Below are 16,775 nucleotides of genomic sequence, written 5' to 3'. Positions count from 1 at the left end.
GATTATACATGGCGATTGGTGCTCCCAGCGGGCATATACTGCCGCATTTGGTTCAGGCTGGTTAGGCCCTTCGGAGCTGATAGGCTGGCAGCCTTACCAAAACCTGACGCGAGACCGTGAATGGCCTCCAATCTTTTCGGCAAGCTTTCCTAAAGCGGCACGAACGTAATGCACGTCGCATTGGCGTTGCGGCGAGGCTACGAGCATGGCTCGCAATGTCAGTTTAACAGGAGTGGGATCAATCGATAGTTCACCCATTGAACGGCGCCGTCGGACGCTCTCCTTCCGATGCTGCGCGCCACGCTAGACGTATGTCCAGATCGCAGTCTCGACAAGTTCGGGGGAGCGCGCTGCCCTGTTAACGATTATCAGAGGTCGCGACAACCAAATCTCCGCCAACTACGACCAACCATGGATAAGCGCGAGACTACAACCTTTCAGGATCTTGAATCCAGAGAGCCGGCGCAGCCACCGGAGCCTAATGGCCAGACAACGGAGAAGCACCTGGACATTGCCGCGGCTGCCTATTCTACGGTGACCGATTTTGCGAGATTGCGCGGCTGATCCACATCCGTCCCCATAACGAGGGCTGTATGATAGGCTAAAAGCTGCACCGGGATGGCATAAACCATCGGCGTAAAGCTTCCACCCATGTCCGGCAACACAATGGTCATGAGCGTGTCCAACGTCGCTTCCGAAGCGCCCTTCGCATCAGTGATCAGGATGATGTTGCCACCGCGAGCCGCGACTTCTTGCATGTTCGAGACGGTTTTCCCGAAAACCGCGTCGTAAGGCGCGATCACCACCACGGGCACGGTCTCATCGATCAATGCAATCGGTCCGTGCTTGAGCTCGCCGGCGGCGTAGCCTTCTGAATGGATATACGAGATTTCCTTCAGCTTGAGCGCCCCCTCCAGTGCTAGGGGCGCCGATGTGCCCCGGCCGAGATAGAGCACATCGTTCGACTTAGCGACATGACGCGCGAGTTTCTCGATCTGCGGCTCGATCAACAGCGCCGCAGCAATCAGCCGCGGCACTTCGATAAGCTCGCGGACAAGCTTCGATTCCTCGATCTCGTGCAACGTACCCCGCTCTTTGCCTGCTGCCAGAGCAAGCGCCGCCATTACCACTAGCTGGCAGATGAATGCCTTGGTGGAGGCGACGCCGATTTCCGGTCCCGCCAGCGTCGGCAACACGGATTCGCTCTCACGCGCAATCGTTGAGGTCGAGACGTTGACCACAGATATCGTGTGCAGACCCTGGCTCTTGGCGTAACGCAGCGCAGCCAGAGTGTCGGCGGTCTCCCCCGACTGCGAAATGACGATCGCGAGATCGCCCTTGCGCAAAGGAGCCTCCCTGTAGCGGAACTCAGATGCCACATCGATCTCGACCGGCAGGCGTGCTAGCCGCTCGAACCAGTATTTGGCGATGTGACCGGCGTAGCTTGCCGTGCCGCAGGCCGTAATCGAGATGCGCTGAATGGAATTGAAGTTGAACGGCAGTTTGAGCGGCAGGGCTACGCGCTCGGCACTAATATCGACATAATGAGCCAATGTCTGCGCGGCCACTATCGGCTGCTCGTGGATTTCCTTGGCCATGAAGTGGCGATAATTCGCCTTGTCTACCAGGAGCGACGACGCGCCGGACTTTGATGTTTCCCGGTGAACGATAGCGCCGTCCGCGCCGTAGATCACGCAAGTCGTGCGGGTAAGCACGGCCCAGTCGCCGTCTTCAAGATAGGTAATGGAATCGGTCAAGGGCGCGAGCGCGATCGCGTCCGATCCTAGATACATTTCGCCATTACCATGCCCAATCGCAAGGGGTGATCCCTCGCGCGCACCGATCAGAAGATCGTCGTGGCCTTTGAACAGGAATACCAGCGCGAATGCTCCGTGCAGCCGCGGCAGCGATGCCTGTACCGCCTGCTGTGGCGAGTAGCCATTCATGAGATAAGATTCAACGAGATGCGCCACCACCTCGGTGTCCGTCTCAGAGCTGAAATGGGCTCCATTCCGCTCCAATTCGGTTCTCAGCTCGCGGAAATTCTCGATGATCCCATTATGAACGACCGCGACATTTTCCGTCGCGTGCGGATGGGCGTTGCTCTCGGTCGGCCTCCCATGAGTCGCCCATCGGGTATGACCAATACCGATATGACCCGACAGCGGATGCCGGTGTAGCCGCTCATCGAGGTTTCTCAATTTACCTTCAGCGCGCCGCCGCTGGATACGGAGACCTTCGAGCGTAGCAACTCCTGCGGAGTCGTAGCCACGATACTCCAATCGCTTGAGCGAAGCGACCAACTGCCCAACGACCGGACCACACCCCAAGATGCCGACAATTCCACACATACCGACCAATGCACCCGAAGTTTAAGGAAGTTGACCTACAGGAAGCTCTTCATGAAAACCGCTTGCCCGATCATAACCAGCGATCAATTTCGGGATTTGCGGCGGCCATTGCCGCAGCATTCAAAAGCGTGAGTTAGGTCTCTTTCAACCATCATCGTTTCGTTCAGCCACAGCTCGCTTTGGGTGACAGCCATCAAGTACAAGCCGCCATTTGGCTGCGACTGACGTGTGTCGTGGTTTGGCCCATCGTCACCGTGAGCCATTCACGACTCTTCAGTTCAAACTCCCAAGAAACTGTGCGGCGGCGCCGGCAAGCCGGATGGCGACTGGTGCAGCGGCAACCAAGTCCTCGCGTCTCGTTGAAAGACTTCTTCGAGAGGCTCACATCCCGCATCGGCGGCGTCCATTTTGCAGGTGGAAGGATGCAATCTTCCCACGGTTTCCGCATGGAATTTGCGCAGCGCGCGCTAGCGTGAATTGTCATGCGTTACGTGAGCTGTCATGCGTTATTGGAAACATTTTGTCGCGCTGGTTTAAGAGGCTGATCATACTCGAACGGATGCAAGCTATGCTAGTCGGGATGAGACTAACGATCGGCATCGATAGCTCTATTGTACGAACGTAAGCTTTCGATATTGAAACGTTTGAAGAACTATACCGACGTTTGCAAGTCTACGCATTTCGTAGTTGCGTCGACCGTCCGCTGCCTACGCGAAGAGGCTGTTGGCGGAAGCGTTTATCATCAATATGGTCGATGACCTTGCCGCTTCCCAGACTCGGTGTTCTGTTAGAAGATGAAGGCACGGGCCGCACGCCTTGCGGGCTACGATATCGATGCGCAGGCTTCACTGTCGCTGAGTGCTGGCCTGCATGCCGTCATTCCGGCCGGGCACTGACATCTCCTGACTTGCAACATGGGACCTCAACACGTCTCTCTCCGGCCATGACCAGACTACGTCAGAATGCATATGACATGCGTTGAGGATAGGGAAGGAACACACAGACCGTCGGCTTCTATCTCATTGGATCGCCGGAGCGCGCCCGGCTGCGCGTAACGGCGTTTGTCATCCATTTCGACAGCGTAGGGGGCATCGCGGGTATCAGGAAGGTTGCGGGGGTTAGTTGACTTCCTTTTTTGAATCTCAACTACACTGCCCCCCTCCAAGCCAATACAAATCAATGTATATGGTGTGCATGCCCATCTGATGTGTATGATTGGAGCTAACGATCGCTTTCCTCTATTTGCGGGTGGAGCGCGCTAGCGCATCTAGATCTCCCGATAAACCGCTTCGCAAATAGCGCTTCCTAGGGGGGCTTTCTTTCCAACGCAACTAAGAGAGACGATGGCGGCTCAGGACTCAAAGCGGCGCGTTGCGCTGATCACCGGCATCACCGGGCAGGACGGCGCGTACCTTGCCGAATATCTGCTCGGCCTCGGCTATACCGTGCACGGGATCAAGCGCCGGTCGTCCTCGTTCAACACGGCGCGGGTCGACCATCTCTACCGGGATCCGCACGCCGGCAACGTGCCGTTCCTGATGCACTACGGCGACATGACCGATTCGACCAATCTGATCCGGCTGGTGCAGCAGATCCGGCCGACCGAGATCTACAACCTCGCCGCCCAGAGCCACGTCCAGGTCAGTTTCGAGAGCCCGGAATACACCGCCAACGCCGACGCCATCGGCGTGCTGCGCCTTCTGGAGGCGATCCGCATCCTTGGCATGGAAAAGGAGACCCGGTTCTACCAGGCCTCGACATCGGAGCTGTACGGGCTCGTGCAGGAGGTGCCGCAGAAGGAGACCACGCCGTTCTATCCGCGTTCGCCCTACGGCGTCGCCAAGCTCTACGGCTACTGGATCACGGTGAACTACCGTGAGGCCTATGGCATGTTCGCCAGCAATGGCATCCTGTTCAACCATGAGAGCCCGATCCGCGGCGAGACCTTCGTGACGCGCAAGATCACCCGCGCCGTCGCCCGCATCGAGGTCGGCCTCGAGAGCAAGCTCTATCTCGGCAATCTCGACGCCAAGCGCGACTGGGGCCATGCCCGCGACTATGTCGAAGGCATGCACAAGATCCTACAGGCGGACGAGCCCGGCGACTTCGTGCTCGCGACCGGCGAGACGCGGTCGGTGCGCGAGTTCGTCGAGCTGGCATTCGCCGAGGTCGGCCGTAGCATCGAATGGCGCGGCAAGGGCGTCGACGAGGTCGGCGTCGACAAGGCATCCGGCAAGACCCTGGTGCAGATCGACCCGACCTATTTCCGTCCGACCGAGGTCGATCTCCTGATCGGCGATGCCAGCAAGGCACGCGCCAAGCTCGGCTGGGCGCCGAAGACGCCATTCGCGCAACTGGTGAAGGAAATGGTCGCCAGCGATCTCGCTGAGGCCAGGCAGGATGCGGGCAATGGCAAGCACGTTTGAACTGAAGGGCAAGACGGTCTTCGTCGCCGGCCATCGCGGCATGGTCGGCTCGGCGCTGATGCGCCGGCTGGCGCGCGAACAGGCCGATCTGCTGACGGTGTCGCGCGGCGAGGTCGATTTGCGCGACCAGGCCGCGGTCAACGCCTGGTTTGCCGCGAAGCGGCCGCAGGCGGTGTTCCTCGCCGCCGCCAAGGTCGGCGGCATCGTCGCCAACAACACGCTGCGGGCGGAATTCCTCTACGACAACCTGGCGATCTCGACCAATGTGATCCAGGCGGCCCACGGCAACGGGTGCGAGAAGCTGATGTTCTTCGGCTCGTCCTGCATCTATCCGCGCCTGGCGCCGCAGCCGCTGCGCGAGGATTCGATGCTGACCGGCCCGCTGGAGCCGACCAACGAGCCCTATGCCATCGCCAAGATCGCCGGCATCAAGATGGCCGAGGCCTATCGCAGCCAGTATGGCGCCGATTTCATCAGCGTGATGCCGACCAATCTCTACGGTCCCGGCGACAATTATCATCCCGAATACAGTCACGTCGTCGCCGCGCTGATCCGCCGTTTCCACGAGGCCAAGGTCTCGGGCGCAACCAAAGTCGTGGTGTGGGGCACCGGCACGCCGCGCCGCGAATTTCTTTATGTCGACGATCTCGCCGATGCCTGCGTCCATCTGATGAAGACCTATTCCTCGCCGGACCTGGTCAATATCGGCACCGGCGAGGACATCGCCATTGCCGAATTCGCACTCCTGGTCGCTGCGGCCGTCGGTTATCGCGGTGAGATCAGCTTCGACACATCGCGCCCGGACGGCACGCCGCGCAAGCTGCTTGACGTCAGCCGCCTAACCAAGCTCGGCTGGCGCGCCCGGACCTCACTGGAGGAGGGTATTGAGTTGGCGTACCGGGCGTATCTCGCCCACAGCAATAAAAGCCGCCAGAGTGATCTTGCACGTCCCCGGCAAGCCGGCTTGAGGGAGGGCAATCCTCCACGACCAGTCGGCGGTGAATCTGCTAGCCATCTGGCGGCCCGCGCCACTCGGTAATAAATTCGTCAACACAGCGACCGGTTGGATGCCAACACCTGAGTGCCGGGTACATTCTGGCTGCCAGCCCGACCCGCCGACTTGCATGAAGACTTTGAATGATCATGACCCGCATGTGTTGTTCTACTTCCGATGAAGTCGAACGTTTCGATAAGCGCGATCTGAAGTCAATGCCGAGCCGCGGCCGACGATGGAGACCGAGCGCACCGATGTTCCTCTTCAGCCACACCTAGCGATAGTCCGCCATCACCATCCATGCCGACAGCGTGGCGATGCACATGAGCGCACCTAACATTCCGAACGCCACAGGCAGACCAACCATATGAGCGATAACCCCGATGCTGGCGGGACCCACGAGTATACCCGCGTAGCCGGCCGCCGTGACGACCGCGATCGCAAGACCCACTGGCATCATTTTCTGTTTGCTAGCGGAGCGGCATAGGATCGGTACAATATTCGAAATGCCCAATCCGATAAGCAGGAAGCCCATCATTGCAATTACCGCAACCGGCGCGGCCACTACAGCCACGAAACCTGTCACAATCGGCAGAGTTCCGAACATTAATAGGGCACGGTCGCCGAATCGTGCCACTGCGGCATCTCCGCCGAGACGGCCCACGATCATGGCGATGGAGAAGAGCATGAAACCGAGACCCCCGTGCGCCTCCGCGAGGAGACCCCGACCAACGAGAAGCAAGGCGCTCCAGTCGAGCATTGCTCCTTCCACAAGAAAGGTGACAGCCGCGAGTGCAGCAACTAACAACACGCTGCGATGGGGCGAGAAAAACCATGGCCCCCGTTGCGTCCGACCTGTTGCGAGTAACCGCGGCCAGGCCGACACAATTGCAAGCATCATCAGCGCCGAGCAAACCAGCGTCGAAGCAAATGGGTCAAGCCGCAGCGAAAGGAACGCGGTCATGGCGGCAGAGCCAGCGAATTCGCCAATGCTGTACCGGGCGTGGAATCCGGACATCACCGGACGGCCCGTGGCGCGCTCCACTTCGATTGCGTGAATGTTCATAGCTACATCGATCGAGCCAGCTGAAGCGCCGAACGCAAACAGCACGGTGCCTAGGCCGATAGTTGTGTTGGCTATAGTAAGCAATGGCAGGATAAGCGCCAGGCCAAGTCCGCCCGCAAGTATGATGGGCTTGCTGCCGTACCTCGCATTCGAAACGCTGGTCAAAAGCATCGCGACGACTGATCCAGCGCCGAGACAGAGAAGCAGTAGACCAAGCATGCGGTCATCTGCCGCGAGCCGCTCCTTGGCGAGCGGCACCAGCGGCGCCCAGGCCGCGAGGCCGAATCCGGCGACAAAAAATGCGATCCGGGTCGCGAGCAGGCCAGCTGACCCGTCAGAAGATGGTATCACAGGGTACTCCTGAGAGAACGAGCTCGTGAGTGGGGCACCCGTCATCCGGGTGCGCTCGCCTACACCCGGTGCGCAGCTCCCCGATAAGGTTCTCGAGCTGATATTTTTCGTTCGTTGCAAGTGCGATGCCATTGCCAAAGGTCGCGCAATCCTACGGGCGCGCGTCACAATAGGAGCGAACGGCGAACGCCCGTCACTTACGTGTTCCAGCTCCTTCTTTCGGATGAGCTAGCCCTACGGCAGCCGATACCTTTGAAACTCGCGCATAGAAATCGGAGGCACATCCGAAAGACAGCTTTGTCGCAAACCGGACAAAGCCGACCATGCAGCTCCTGCATGTACGTCGAAGAGACCTAGCACGGTACGTTATTCAAAGCTCTTCCAAGACGTCTAGCTACCGATGACGACGATGCAAAAGCATCTTTCGTAGGGCGAGGTGAATGGAATTTACTCTGGATTCAATCCTGACATCCTTACCGTGACCGGTCGGCGCCACTCAATCATATCGACGAAGCCAGCCGTTCAATCCTCTAACCGCGCCGGCGTCAACGTAAGCTCTGCGCTCGTAAACCGAGCGCGTCCTGGTCGCCTTGCCGCATGATCATGCCCTCACTGCGCGTGACATTCTTCGCAGGACTGACCTGCTGGGAGACAGTGCTATTGAACCACTAATGCCGGAAAAGAGGTTGGAGATCTTCTGTTTTCCAAGCTAATTTCGCCTGAGAATCGAAAAACAATCGAGCACCACGACGTCAGCCGCGGAGAGCCTGATAAGCGTGAACGCTGGAATCGTTTGCAAGCCTCGTCTACCGCCGCGAACCGCGCGATTGGCATCGGCGCCAGCCGTTCGATTTTTCGGCTTAGTGGCGAGCGGACAACGAAGACCCCACGTTGGCCGCGTTCTGAACTTGCTTTCTGAGCGCTACTCCTTGGTTCCGCTCGGACGTTGACGCACCCGTCGGGCCTTCCGAAAGCTCCTATCCGCCGCCATGAACCGCGCCAGCATGGGTGCGATCAGCTTGGCTGGATCCTGTACGGGTTGTCCCGTTTCCTGGGCCAGGATTTCGGCGTAGGCAGCGAGGTCCCGGTGGACGTTTGCCGGCAGTTCGTGCGTCACTTTGATCGGCTTGTCATCTTCGATCGCTCCAAGCTTGAGCTTTGCCATCGTCTTATCCCCTGTAGGGTTCGAGCACGAGATCGCGGTTAACGATCACTCTCACCGGGAAGCCCTGGCGGATCGTCAACGTTGGCTGGATGTTGAGATTGCGGCGAACCAGCTGCTGTCCCGTCTGATTTGCGGAATCCCCCGCCCCGCGCCGGAGCGCAACAACGAGGTCGCTGTTGGTGCTGCCTGTGTCCGCGCCCGAATTGACCTCCGTGCCGACGGCGAGCAGCGTCGAAAGCGCAGCTGCGCCCAAGAGCTCTTTCCAGTGATTGTCGACCTGGTCCTCGAGGCCGGAGTATCCAGCTGCATCTGCGCCAGGCTGCCGTTCCAAGACGATCGAACGCCCGTTTGGCATCATCAACCGTGTCCAGACCAGCAGCACGCGCGACTGGCCAAAAGCGACCTGGCTGTCGTACGTGCCGATCAGCCTTGCCCCCTGCGGAAAGAACCGATGTTAGCCATGTCACTTCTCCTGTTGTGTTTCGAGCCCGCGACCACCGCGGCCTCGATGGCGATCTAGAGGCCAAGGACGATCGGCGACGCACCCGCTGTTGCGGGCCGGAGCGCAGCGGAGGACGCCGTTGTGGCGACTTTCTTGTCTCGCGAGGAATGGGCGCAGCCCAGGGGAAGAAAGTCGCATCAACGGCGTTGCGGCTCAGACGATCGAGGCGAAGCCGGTCTTTGGCCAGATCCAGCCATCAACGAGGCCACGTGCGTCCGCGTGCTCAACCGCAATCTCGGGAGAACGTGGCGTAGCTCGGTTGTGCTGAGCAAGAGGCCCGAACGAAATCCGGCAGAAAAAGAAACAATCTGCAGCAAAGGGCGGTATTGTCTCCGAGGAATAATCAAGACACGCGGCTCCGCCGCGGCTGAGTGGGCTAGCTAGCCGAAATGCTTGGGGTTGGTGGAAGCGCTTCGAAGAGGACTGCCCCATCCCGCTCAGGTCCGATCATCCCTCGTTTCAATGCGCCGATCTATGCCAACCTGTTCGACGATGAAGGCGGCGAGCGATCATGCCCGCGCCTGGCGCTCGTAAGAATTGGTTGTGAGGGCCTGCCTACCAGCCCGGCCTGCTCGAACGCGCCGGGCTCCGCAAATGCGGTCAAGCGCACCCACGACGCGCCGCCGAAGGAAAGCGCCCCCAGGCAAGCAAACACCTCCCGCCAGGCCGGCGAAGGCACCCCGATCTGGGACAGGGCCGACACAACATGGTAGCCGGCAACAGCGGCCGGAACTGCGAATGCGCTCGCGATAGCGAAACGCAAGGTCATGGATCGCGTGATGGCGACGGCGGCCTGACCGAAGACAAGCGCCACCGCGCCGCTGGCCGTTCCGATAAGCAATGCGCCGGCCACGCCAGCGCCGCCACGAAACGCCATCGTCCCGATACTCAGCGCAACAAAGAACGGCAGGGCATGCACCGCGAGCGCGAAGATCGCCCAGCAGAACAGACCGATTCCGAGTGTGTTGAGAACAAGCCCAAAGGCGAGCATGGTGGTGGCTCCATGTGCATGGATTTATCCGTCGCGCCTTCCACCACCACCATGGCGCAAATCCGCGCTTAGAGCCGAAACGAGGCGGAGTTGCGGCGCCTGCAACTCCGCTTTGATGCCAAGGGCGAGCAGGCGGCGCTCACGCGCCGCCGAATCTCCAGACAGGGATGCCGAGCCGCTTGGCCTTGTCGGCGAGGTTGTCCTGGATTCCCGTGCCCGGAAAATGCATGACGCCAATCGGCAGGAGTTCGAGCATCGCGTCGTTGCGCTTGAAGGGTGCAGCCTTTGCATGTTTCGTCCAGTCGGGCTTGAAGGCGATTTGAGGCACTTTGCGATTGTTCGCCCATTTGGAGGCGATCAGTTCGGCGCCTTTCGGGGAGCCGCCATGAAGCAGAACCATGTCGGGATGTTTGGCGTGGACCTTGTCGAGGCGATCCCAGATCAGGTTGTGATCGTTGAAATCGAGTCCCCCGGTGAGTGCAATCTTCGGTCCTGGAGGTAACATGAGCTCGGTCTCGGCGCGACGCCTGGCGGCGATGAAGTCACGGGAATCGATCATCGCTGCGGTCATCGTGCGGTGGTTCACCAGCGATCCCGATCGGGGACGCCAGGACGAGCCCGTGTGAGTCTCAAAGCGTTCCAAGGCCTGGTCGCGGAACAGTTCCAGGCAGTTGCGACGCTCGATGAGCGTGAGACCTTCGGCCGTCAGGCGCTCGAGTACGACCGATTGCACCTCGGAGCCGTTTTGCTCAAGCTGGCTCTTCCGCTGCGCCTGTTCGTTATCGTCGAGCTGGCGACCGATGCGGTCGACAGCGCGATGGAACAGGTTGACGGTCGACCAGAGCAGATCGTCAAGGTCCGGCTCAAGCCGAGTATCGCTCAACGTGGCAACCATGGCATCGAAGATGTCCGCGACGGCGCCGGCGATGATCCGGCCCTCGGGAAGGGGCCGTGGATCTGGTTGGTCGTCGAAGGGGCGATAGCCGTAGAGTTGTAGCTCGGCGAGAACGTGATCGGTTGGAGAAGTGGCATGCGGCGGTTCGATGTCGTCACGGTCGGTCATGGTGGGGAGTCCTTTGCCGGAAGCGGCCGCGCCCATCGCGGCCTTCGTGGCGATCACTCAGACGGCGGGCGGGACGGGCCAGAACCCGATAGGGCCGAAGCGGCAGCGGAGGATGGCGCAGCCCGGCTATTTTGCTTCGCGATGCAAAGCGCGCGGGCCAGAAAGAATAATGTGTCTCCTCATCGCCGGCGCGCGGCGGAAAATAGCCGGGCGCAGCCATTGCCGGCCCGCACCCGCCTGCCTTCCGATCGCCCTCTAGAAGGCCGAGGTTGGTCCTCTTCCGGCATTGGTCCTCCGCGACCGACCGTGACGACGTCGAAATGCCGGAGCTATTCCGCGACCACCGTCGACCAATGCAGGAAGCGGACGACGTCCTCTGGTACGAGTTGAAGCCACAACGCCGCTCGGAGACCCTCAAGACCGCAGATGTGCAGATCTTCGTTGAAATCGCCCAACCGAGGCGACAATGCGATCGCTTCGACGCCGGCGTCCTCTGCGCGCCGGGTGAGAGTTGCCTGCACCGCATCTCCGGCGGCATCGGCGTCGCGGGCGATATAGAGCCGACGCAGGCCGGGCGGCAGCAACATGGCCGAGAGGTGATTGGCCGAGAGCGCTGCAGCCATGGGCATAGTCGGCAGCACGTAGCGCAGTGAAAGCATGGTCTCAATTCCCTCGCCGGCGGCGAGCACGTCGTCCACCACGCCGAAGCGAACGGCGTTGCCGAGCAGGTCGCCCATGGCTCGCCGCGGCGTGTCGACTGGAGCCTTGCCGAGGCGAATGCGATCAAAGCCGTCTGGATCGAGCCAGGTGCGGTGCACGCCGGTGGTTCGCCCCTCGAGGTCCGTGACGCAGGCGATCATCGCCGGCCAGGTTTCGGTCGGCGAATGCTCATCCGGCCGATAGTAGCAACGAGGGTGGAAGCGCAGACTTCCGCCATGGCGGATACGGGCTATTCCGCGACGCCGCAAATACCTTTCAACCACCGTTCCGTCGATCGGGCGCGACATCGCAAAGAGCCGTCGGGCGGCTTGCTGCGATCCAGCCGACGCACGCGAACGCATGGGTTTCGGGGTCGATTTCTGCTCGCCACGAGGCTGTTTCAGAAACCGCCGCGCTTCCTCGGCGACCTCGCGGAAATCGCGGAAACCCCGGCATTCGCGGATGATGTCGAGGAGATCGCCGTGCTCCCCGGTTGCGGCATCGGTCCACTTGCCGGCGGCGCCCTTCGGCGATTCCAGGAGCCGCACAAACAATGAGCGGCCCGGGGTGTTGCGGACGTCGCCGACCACCCAGTACCGCCCCGCCCGCTTGCCGCCGGAGAGATAGTGTCGACACACCGCCTCGGCCTCGCACGCAAGCCGGCGTGCCAGTTCGGAAGCATCGCGAGACATCACGCGGCCTCCCGATCGCTGATGCGCGCAACAGGATAGGTGCCGAGCACGTTCGAAAGGATCTCGACGCCCTTCCCGTCCGCGGGCACGAACATCCGCAGCTTCCAGGAAATGATCTCCCCAAAGAGGCCGTAAGCCCGGAGGCGATCGCGCATCGTATCGTTGAATCCCGACAGCTCGATGCGGTACGCGCCCATGACTCGGACCCGGCGAAGCTTGAGTCCCTCCGCGAGATCAATGACGGTCCGTCCCTCCATCAGCGCGGCAAAGGCAGCGTTCGGCGTCAGCGCGGGCGCCTCCGCAGCAAGGAGATTTGCGACCCAGCTAGCCGAAACCCTGCGACCGATGATGCGTTCGCCGGCATCAGTCTGAAGCCGATAGACGCGGGTCGATTCGTTCGGCAGCCGCTTCCAGATGGGCAATAGCAGGCCCGCCACGACATGGACCGTGCTTTCCGTGAACTCGGGAATCTCGGCGAGCTCCGCTAGCCAGGCCGCGGCAAAGCATTGATGGTCCGCCTGGGTCCAGTGGCTTTCCGCCATCATGCCCAGGGGGACGGTGTGCTGCTCCATCGGCCGGATCAGGCGAACGCGCTGTTCGATGTCACCGTCGTCGAGCATCACGCTGGCCGCCGGGACCTGCACGGCGGCGCGCCCCGACTGCTCATTGACCAGCAGGGCTGCACGGCGATCGGAGAGATGACCCAGAGCGTCATCCAGCCCCCGAGGACGGTTCCGCTGACGCTGGATGATCGTGAGCAGCCGGGCCTCGGCACCGGTACCCGGATGGATATAGATCGTCCGCCGGTCGGTAACGACAAAGCTCTCGGCGCGGAGCGTTTCCAGCCCGACATCATAGGCGCCGGACGCAACCGCACCCTCGATCCGAGCGGTCAGGAGCTGCTCGAAAACGGTGAACAGGATATTCTGAAGCTCAATGGTAAGCGCGAGCAATCTGTTCAGGAAGGTCGTGATCGGCGGCAGATCATCCCTGAGCCCATTGGCATCGGTGAGCTTCAGGCCGGTGGCATCCTCAAACCGTTCGAGCGAACATCCCTCGACCTTGCCCCGCACCAGCAGCGTGTAGAGTTGGCGCAACGCATCGCGCCCGTACTGGCTTTCGAGATTGTCCTCCGGCCGGAACAGTCCCTGCCCCCCGGTCTGGCGCTGACCGCGGGTGATGGCACCTAGCGTATCGAGCCGGCGGGCAATGGTGCTGAGAAAGCGCTTTTCGGCCTTCACGTCGGTTGCGATGGGACGAAACAGCGGCGGCTGCGCCTGGTTGGTCCGGTTGGTCCGGCCGAGCCCCTGGATCGCGGCGTCGGCCTTCCAGCCGGGCTCGAGCAGATAATGGACGCGCAGGCGACGGTTTCGGGCCGACAGTTCGGCGTGATAGCTCCTTCCCGTGCCGCCTGCGTCGGAGAACACGAGAATGCGCTTCACATCATCCATGAAGGCCGAGGTCTCGGCGAGGTTGGCCGAACCGGCGCGGTTTTCAACCACGAGCCGGTCGCCCTTGCGAACGACGCGTCGCGAGCGGCCGGTCACTTCGGCGACCATGTCGGCGCCGAACCGCTGCATGACCTGGTCGAGCGCGCCGGGTACCGGCGGCAGCGAGGCGAGCTTCTCGATCAGACGGTCACGGCGGGCGACAGCTTCTCGACTCTCGACCGGCTGGCCGTCACGGTAGACAGGCCGGGAACAGAGGTTGCCTTCCGCGTCGGTGAAGGGCTCATAGAGCTGAACCGGGAACGAATGGGCGAGATAGTCGAGCACATACTCGCGCGGGGTAATGTCGACCTGGACGTCGCCCCAGTCTTCGGTCGGGATCTCGGCAAGCCGGCGCTCCATCAGCGCTTCGCCGGTGGAGACAATCTGGATGACAGCGGCATGGCCGGCATCGAGATCACGGTCGATCGATCGGATCAGCGAGGGCGTCTTCATCGAGGTCAGCAGATGACCGAAGAAACGCTGCTTGGCGCTTTCAAAAGCGGATCGCGCCGCCGATTTCGCCTGCCCGTTGAGCGTTGCGGTTTCGCCGGTGATGTTGGCGGCCCGCATCGCCGCGTCGAGGTTGTTGTGGATGATGCCGAACGCATCGGCATAGGCGTCGTAGATGCGAACCTGCTCCGGTGTCAGCTGGTGCTCGACGAGATCGTACACGACGCCCTCGTAAGAGAGCGAGCGGGCCGCGTAGAACCCAAGCGCCTTGAGATCGCGCGCCAGCACCTCCATGGCCGCGACACCACCTTCCTCGATCGCCTCGACGAACTCGGCCCGCGTGGCGAACGGGAAGTCGGTACCGCCCCAGAGGCCGAGGCGTTGAGCATAAGCGAGGTTGTGGACCGAGGTGGCGCCCGTGGCCGATACATAAAGAACGCGCGCGTTCGGCAAGGCGTGCTGGAGCCTCAGGCCTGCGCGCCCCTGCTGAGAGGCCGCCTGGTCACCGCGTTCGCCCTTGCCGCCGACCGCATTTTGCATGGCATGGCTCTCGTCGAAGACGATCACTCCGTCGAAGTCGGAGCCCAACCATTCAGCGATCTGCCTGACACGCGAAAGCCTGTCGCCACGCTCGTCGGTTCGCAGCGTAGCGTAGGTGGCAAACAGGATACCTTCCGAAAGCCGAATCGGGGTGCCCTGGCGAAACCGCGACAAGGGCGTAACAAGCAGGCGCTCCATGCCGAGTGCCGACCAGTCGCGCTGCGCATCTTCGATGAGCTTGTCGGATTTGCTGATCCAGACAGCGCGGCGGCGGCCCTTGAGCCAATTGTCGAGCAGGATGCCGGCGACCTGCCGCCCCTTGCCCGCGCCGGTGCCATCGCCGAGAAACCAGCCGCGGCGAAAGCGGACGGCATTCTCGGCGTCGTCGCGCGCGGCCGCGACAACGTCAAACGTCGGGTCGACTGTCCAGGAGCCCGTGAGAAACTCGGAATGCGCCTCGCCAGCATAGATGATGCTCTCGAGCTGGGCGTCCGACAGAACTCCATCTGCCAGCAGCCCCGGAGATAGGTGCGGACGATAGGACGGTTTCGGCGGCGCAACGGAGGCCATCGCCGCGGACTGCACGAGCTTGGTCGGATGGATGCACGATCCGGGAATACGAATCGACTGCAATGCATATTCCTCGTAAAGCGCATCGGTCAGGCGGGCGCCTTCCGGCGGCGACCATTCGATCGTTTCGTACGCAAGTTCTACGCGTCCTGGCGCTGTGTCTTCGGAGATGGACGATGAGCCTGGAGCAGAGGCACCAACCGATCGCGACATCGCAGGGCGCCTGATAACGTCGACCACGACCGGCGTGGCGACGGGCAGCCTCGGAGGCACATGCTGGGTCACCCGGTCAAGCAAGGTGGCGACATCGCTCGCTATGCCCAGTGAAGCAGGAAACCCCTTCGGATCTGCGGCGGGCAGCTTGTCGATCACAAGCAGCCTGGTGTCCGTCTGAGTGCCGTGCTTGGCGTAGACGGCACCGTCGATCGCGGCAGAAAACACGATCCGTCCGCGCTCCTGGAGGCGAACAAAGGCATCTCGCCACGCCGGGTTATCCGGCGCAAGACCTGCGCCAGCGATGGCGACAAGGCGTCCACCGTCGCAAAGACGCGCGAGCGCCGAAGCGATGTGCCGGAAAGCCGCGTCCGCCATCCGTCGATCGACATTCGCGACCGCGGAGAACGGCGGGTTCATCAAAACGACGCTCGGTTCGACGGTCGCGTCAAGGTGATCATCGATCTGCGCGGCGTCGAACCGCGTGACCTCAACATTGGCGAACAAATGATCCAGCAGCGCCGCGCGGCCTTCGGCCAACTCGTTCAACATCAGAGCGCCGCCGGCGAGCTCGGCAAAGATGGCGAGCAAGCCGGTCCCCGCAGAGGGCTCCAGAACGCGGTCGCCGGACGCAATGCCGGCTGCGGTGCATGCGGCCAGCCCGAGTGGGATCGGCGTCGAGAATTGCTGAAACGCCTGACTATCTTCGGAACGGCGCGTATGCGCCGGCAGGGAGCTCACGATTCTTGCGAGCATTGGCAGCATCGCGGCCGTCGAGCCAGCCGTTGAGCCAGCCTTGGCGCGCATGGCCGGGCCAAACTTGCGAAGGAATAGAACGGTTGCCGCCTCGCAGACGTCATAGGCGGTCTTCCAGTTCCAGGCGCCGGCCGCGTCCGAGGCGCCGAAGGCTGCCTCCATGGCGCTGCGCAGGACGCCGGCATCGATGCGCCGGCCGCGTTCCAGGTCGTTCAAGAGCTGTCGGGCCGCCCTGATGGCGGCGGACGTGATGCTTGCAGCGGCACGCATCGAGAGCGGCGCGGCGGAGACGCCGCCGGTGAGAGATTCGGGCATGGCAGGATTTCTTTCGGAGAGCAGGAATGGGGCGAACCATCAGGCGCTCTCCTTGATCCCGACGGCTCAAACCCTTCCCGGCCCGGCTCTCCCTCTAAGTCCTCGCCCATAAGAATGGGGACCGGCGCTGCGCACCGGTCC

Annotated in this window: 9 protein-coding genes and 1 pseudogene; 2 read left to right on the top strand and 8 right to left on the bottom strand. The window is 61.8% G+C overall.

Features of this window, described 5'->3' with window-relative positions; all coding sequences use genetic code 11:
* Positions 1-524: 524 nt before the first annotated feature.
* Positions 525-2,351 carry a glutamine--fructose-6-phosphate transaminase (isomerizing) gene (gene glmS / locus ACOIX3_RS08515; RefSeq protein WP_420969360.1) on the bottom strand — a complete coding sequence of 609 codons (1,827 nt, stop codon included), beginning with the start codon at positions 2,349-2,351 and terminating at the stop codon, positions 525-527.
* A 1,343-nt stretch (positions 2,352-3,694) separates the two neighbouring features.
* Here glmS and gmd point away from each other — a divergent pair.
* On the top strand, positions 3,695-4,777 hold the full coding sequence (gmd, locus tag ACOIX3_RS08510; RefSeq protein ID WP_420969359.1) for a GDP-mannose 4,6-dehydratase: 1,083 nt from the start codon (positions 3,695-3,697) through the stop codon (positions 4,775-4,777).
* Positions 4,761-5,816, top strand: a complete 1,056-nt coding sequence (fcl, locus tag ACOIX3_RS08505; RefSeq protein WP_420969358.1) for a GDP-L-fucose synthase — start codon at positions 4,761-4,763, stop codon at positions 5,814-5,816. Before gmd ends, fcl begins: the two co-directional genes overlap by 17 nt.
* Before the next feature lie 229 nt (positions 5,817-6,045).
* Here fcl and ACOIX3_RS08500 read toward each other — a convergent pair whose 3' ends face one another.
* The 7 genes and pseudogenes from ACOIX3_RS08500 to ACOIX3_RS08470 all read right to left on the bottom strand — a co-directional run bounded on the left by ACOIX3_RS08500 (position 6,046) and on the right by ACOIX3_RS08470 (position 16,634).
* Positions 6,046-7,185, bottom strand: coding sequence for an MFS transporter (locus ACOIX3_RS08500; protein ID WP_420971687.1), 1,140 nt, complete (start codon positions 7,183-7,185; stop codon positions 6,046-6,048).
* A gap of 925 nt (positions 7,186-8,110) precedes the next feature.
* On the bottom strand, positions 8,111-8,353 hold the full coding sequence (locus tag ACOIX3_RS08495) for a DUF2274 domain-containing protein (protein WP_420969357.1): 243 nt from the start codon (positions 8,351-8,353) through the stop codon (positions 8,111-8,113).
* A gap of 4 nt (positions 8,354-8,357) precedes the next feature.
* Positions 8,358-8,795: pseudogene (locus ACOIX3_RS08490) on the bottom strand (TrbI/VirB10 family protein); the annotation flags it as partial.
* A 532-nt stretch (positions 8,796-9,327) separates the two neighbouring features.
* Complete coding sequence (locus ACOIX3_RS08485; protein WP_420969356.1) at positions 9,328-9,846, bottom strand: hypothetical protein; 519 nt, start codon at positions 9,844-9,846, stop codon at positions 9,328-9,330.
* A 139-nt stretch (positions 9,847-9,985) separates the two neighbouring features.
* Complete coding sequence (locus ACOIX3_RS08480; protein ID WP_420969355.1) at positions 9,986-10,909, bottom strand: DUF2493 domain-containing protein; 924 nt, start codon at positions 10,907-10,909, stop codon at positions 9,986-9,988.
* Positions 10,910-11,238: 329 nt separating this feature from the next.
* Positions 11,239-12,300, bottom strand: coding sequence for a DUF7146 domain-containing protein (locus tag ACOIX3_RS08475; protein WP_420969354.1), 1,062 nt, complete (start codon positions 12,298-12,300; stop codon positions 11,239-11,241).
* Entirely contained in the window at positions 12,300-16,634 is a 4,335-nt protein-coding gene (locus tag ACOIX3_RS08470; RefSeq protein WP_420969353.1) for a strawberry notch-like NTP hydrolase domain-containing protein, read from the bottom strand. Before ACOIX3_RS08470 ends, ACOIX3_RS08475 begins: the two co-directional genes overlap by 1 nt.
* Between the last annotated feature and the right edge of the window lie 141 nt (positions 16,635-16,775).

The organism is Bradyrhizobium sp. B120 (assembly GCF_049075665.1).
GTDB lineage: Bacteria > Pseudomonadota > Alphaproteobacteria > Rhizobiales > Xanthobacteraceae > Bradyrhizobium.
This window is presented reverse-complemented; position numbering and strand designations above follow the sequence as displayed.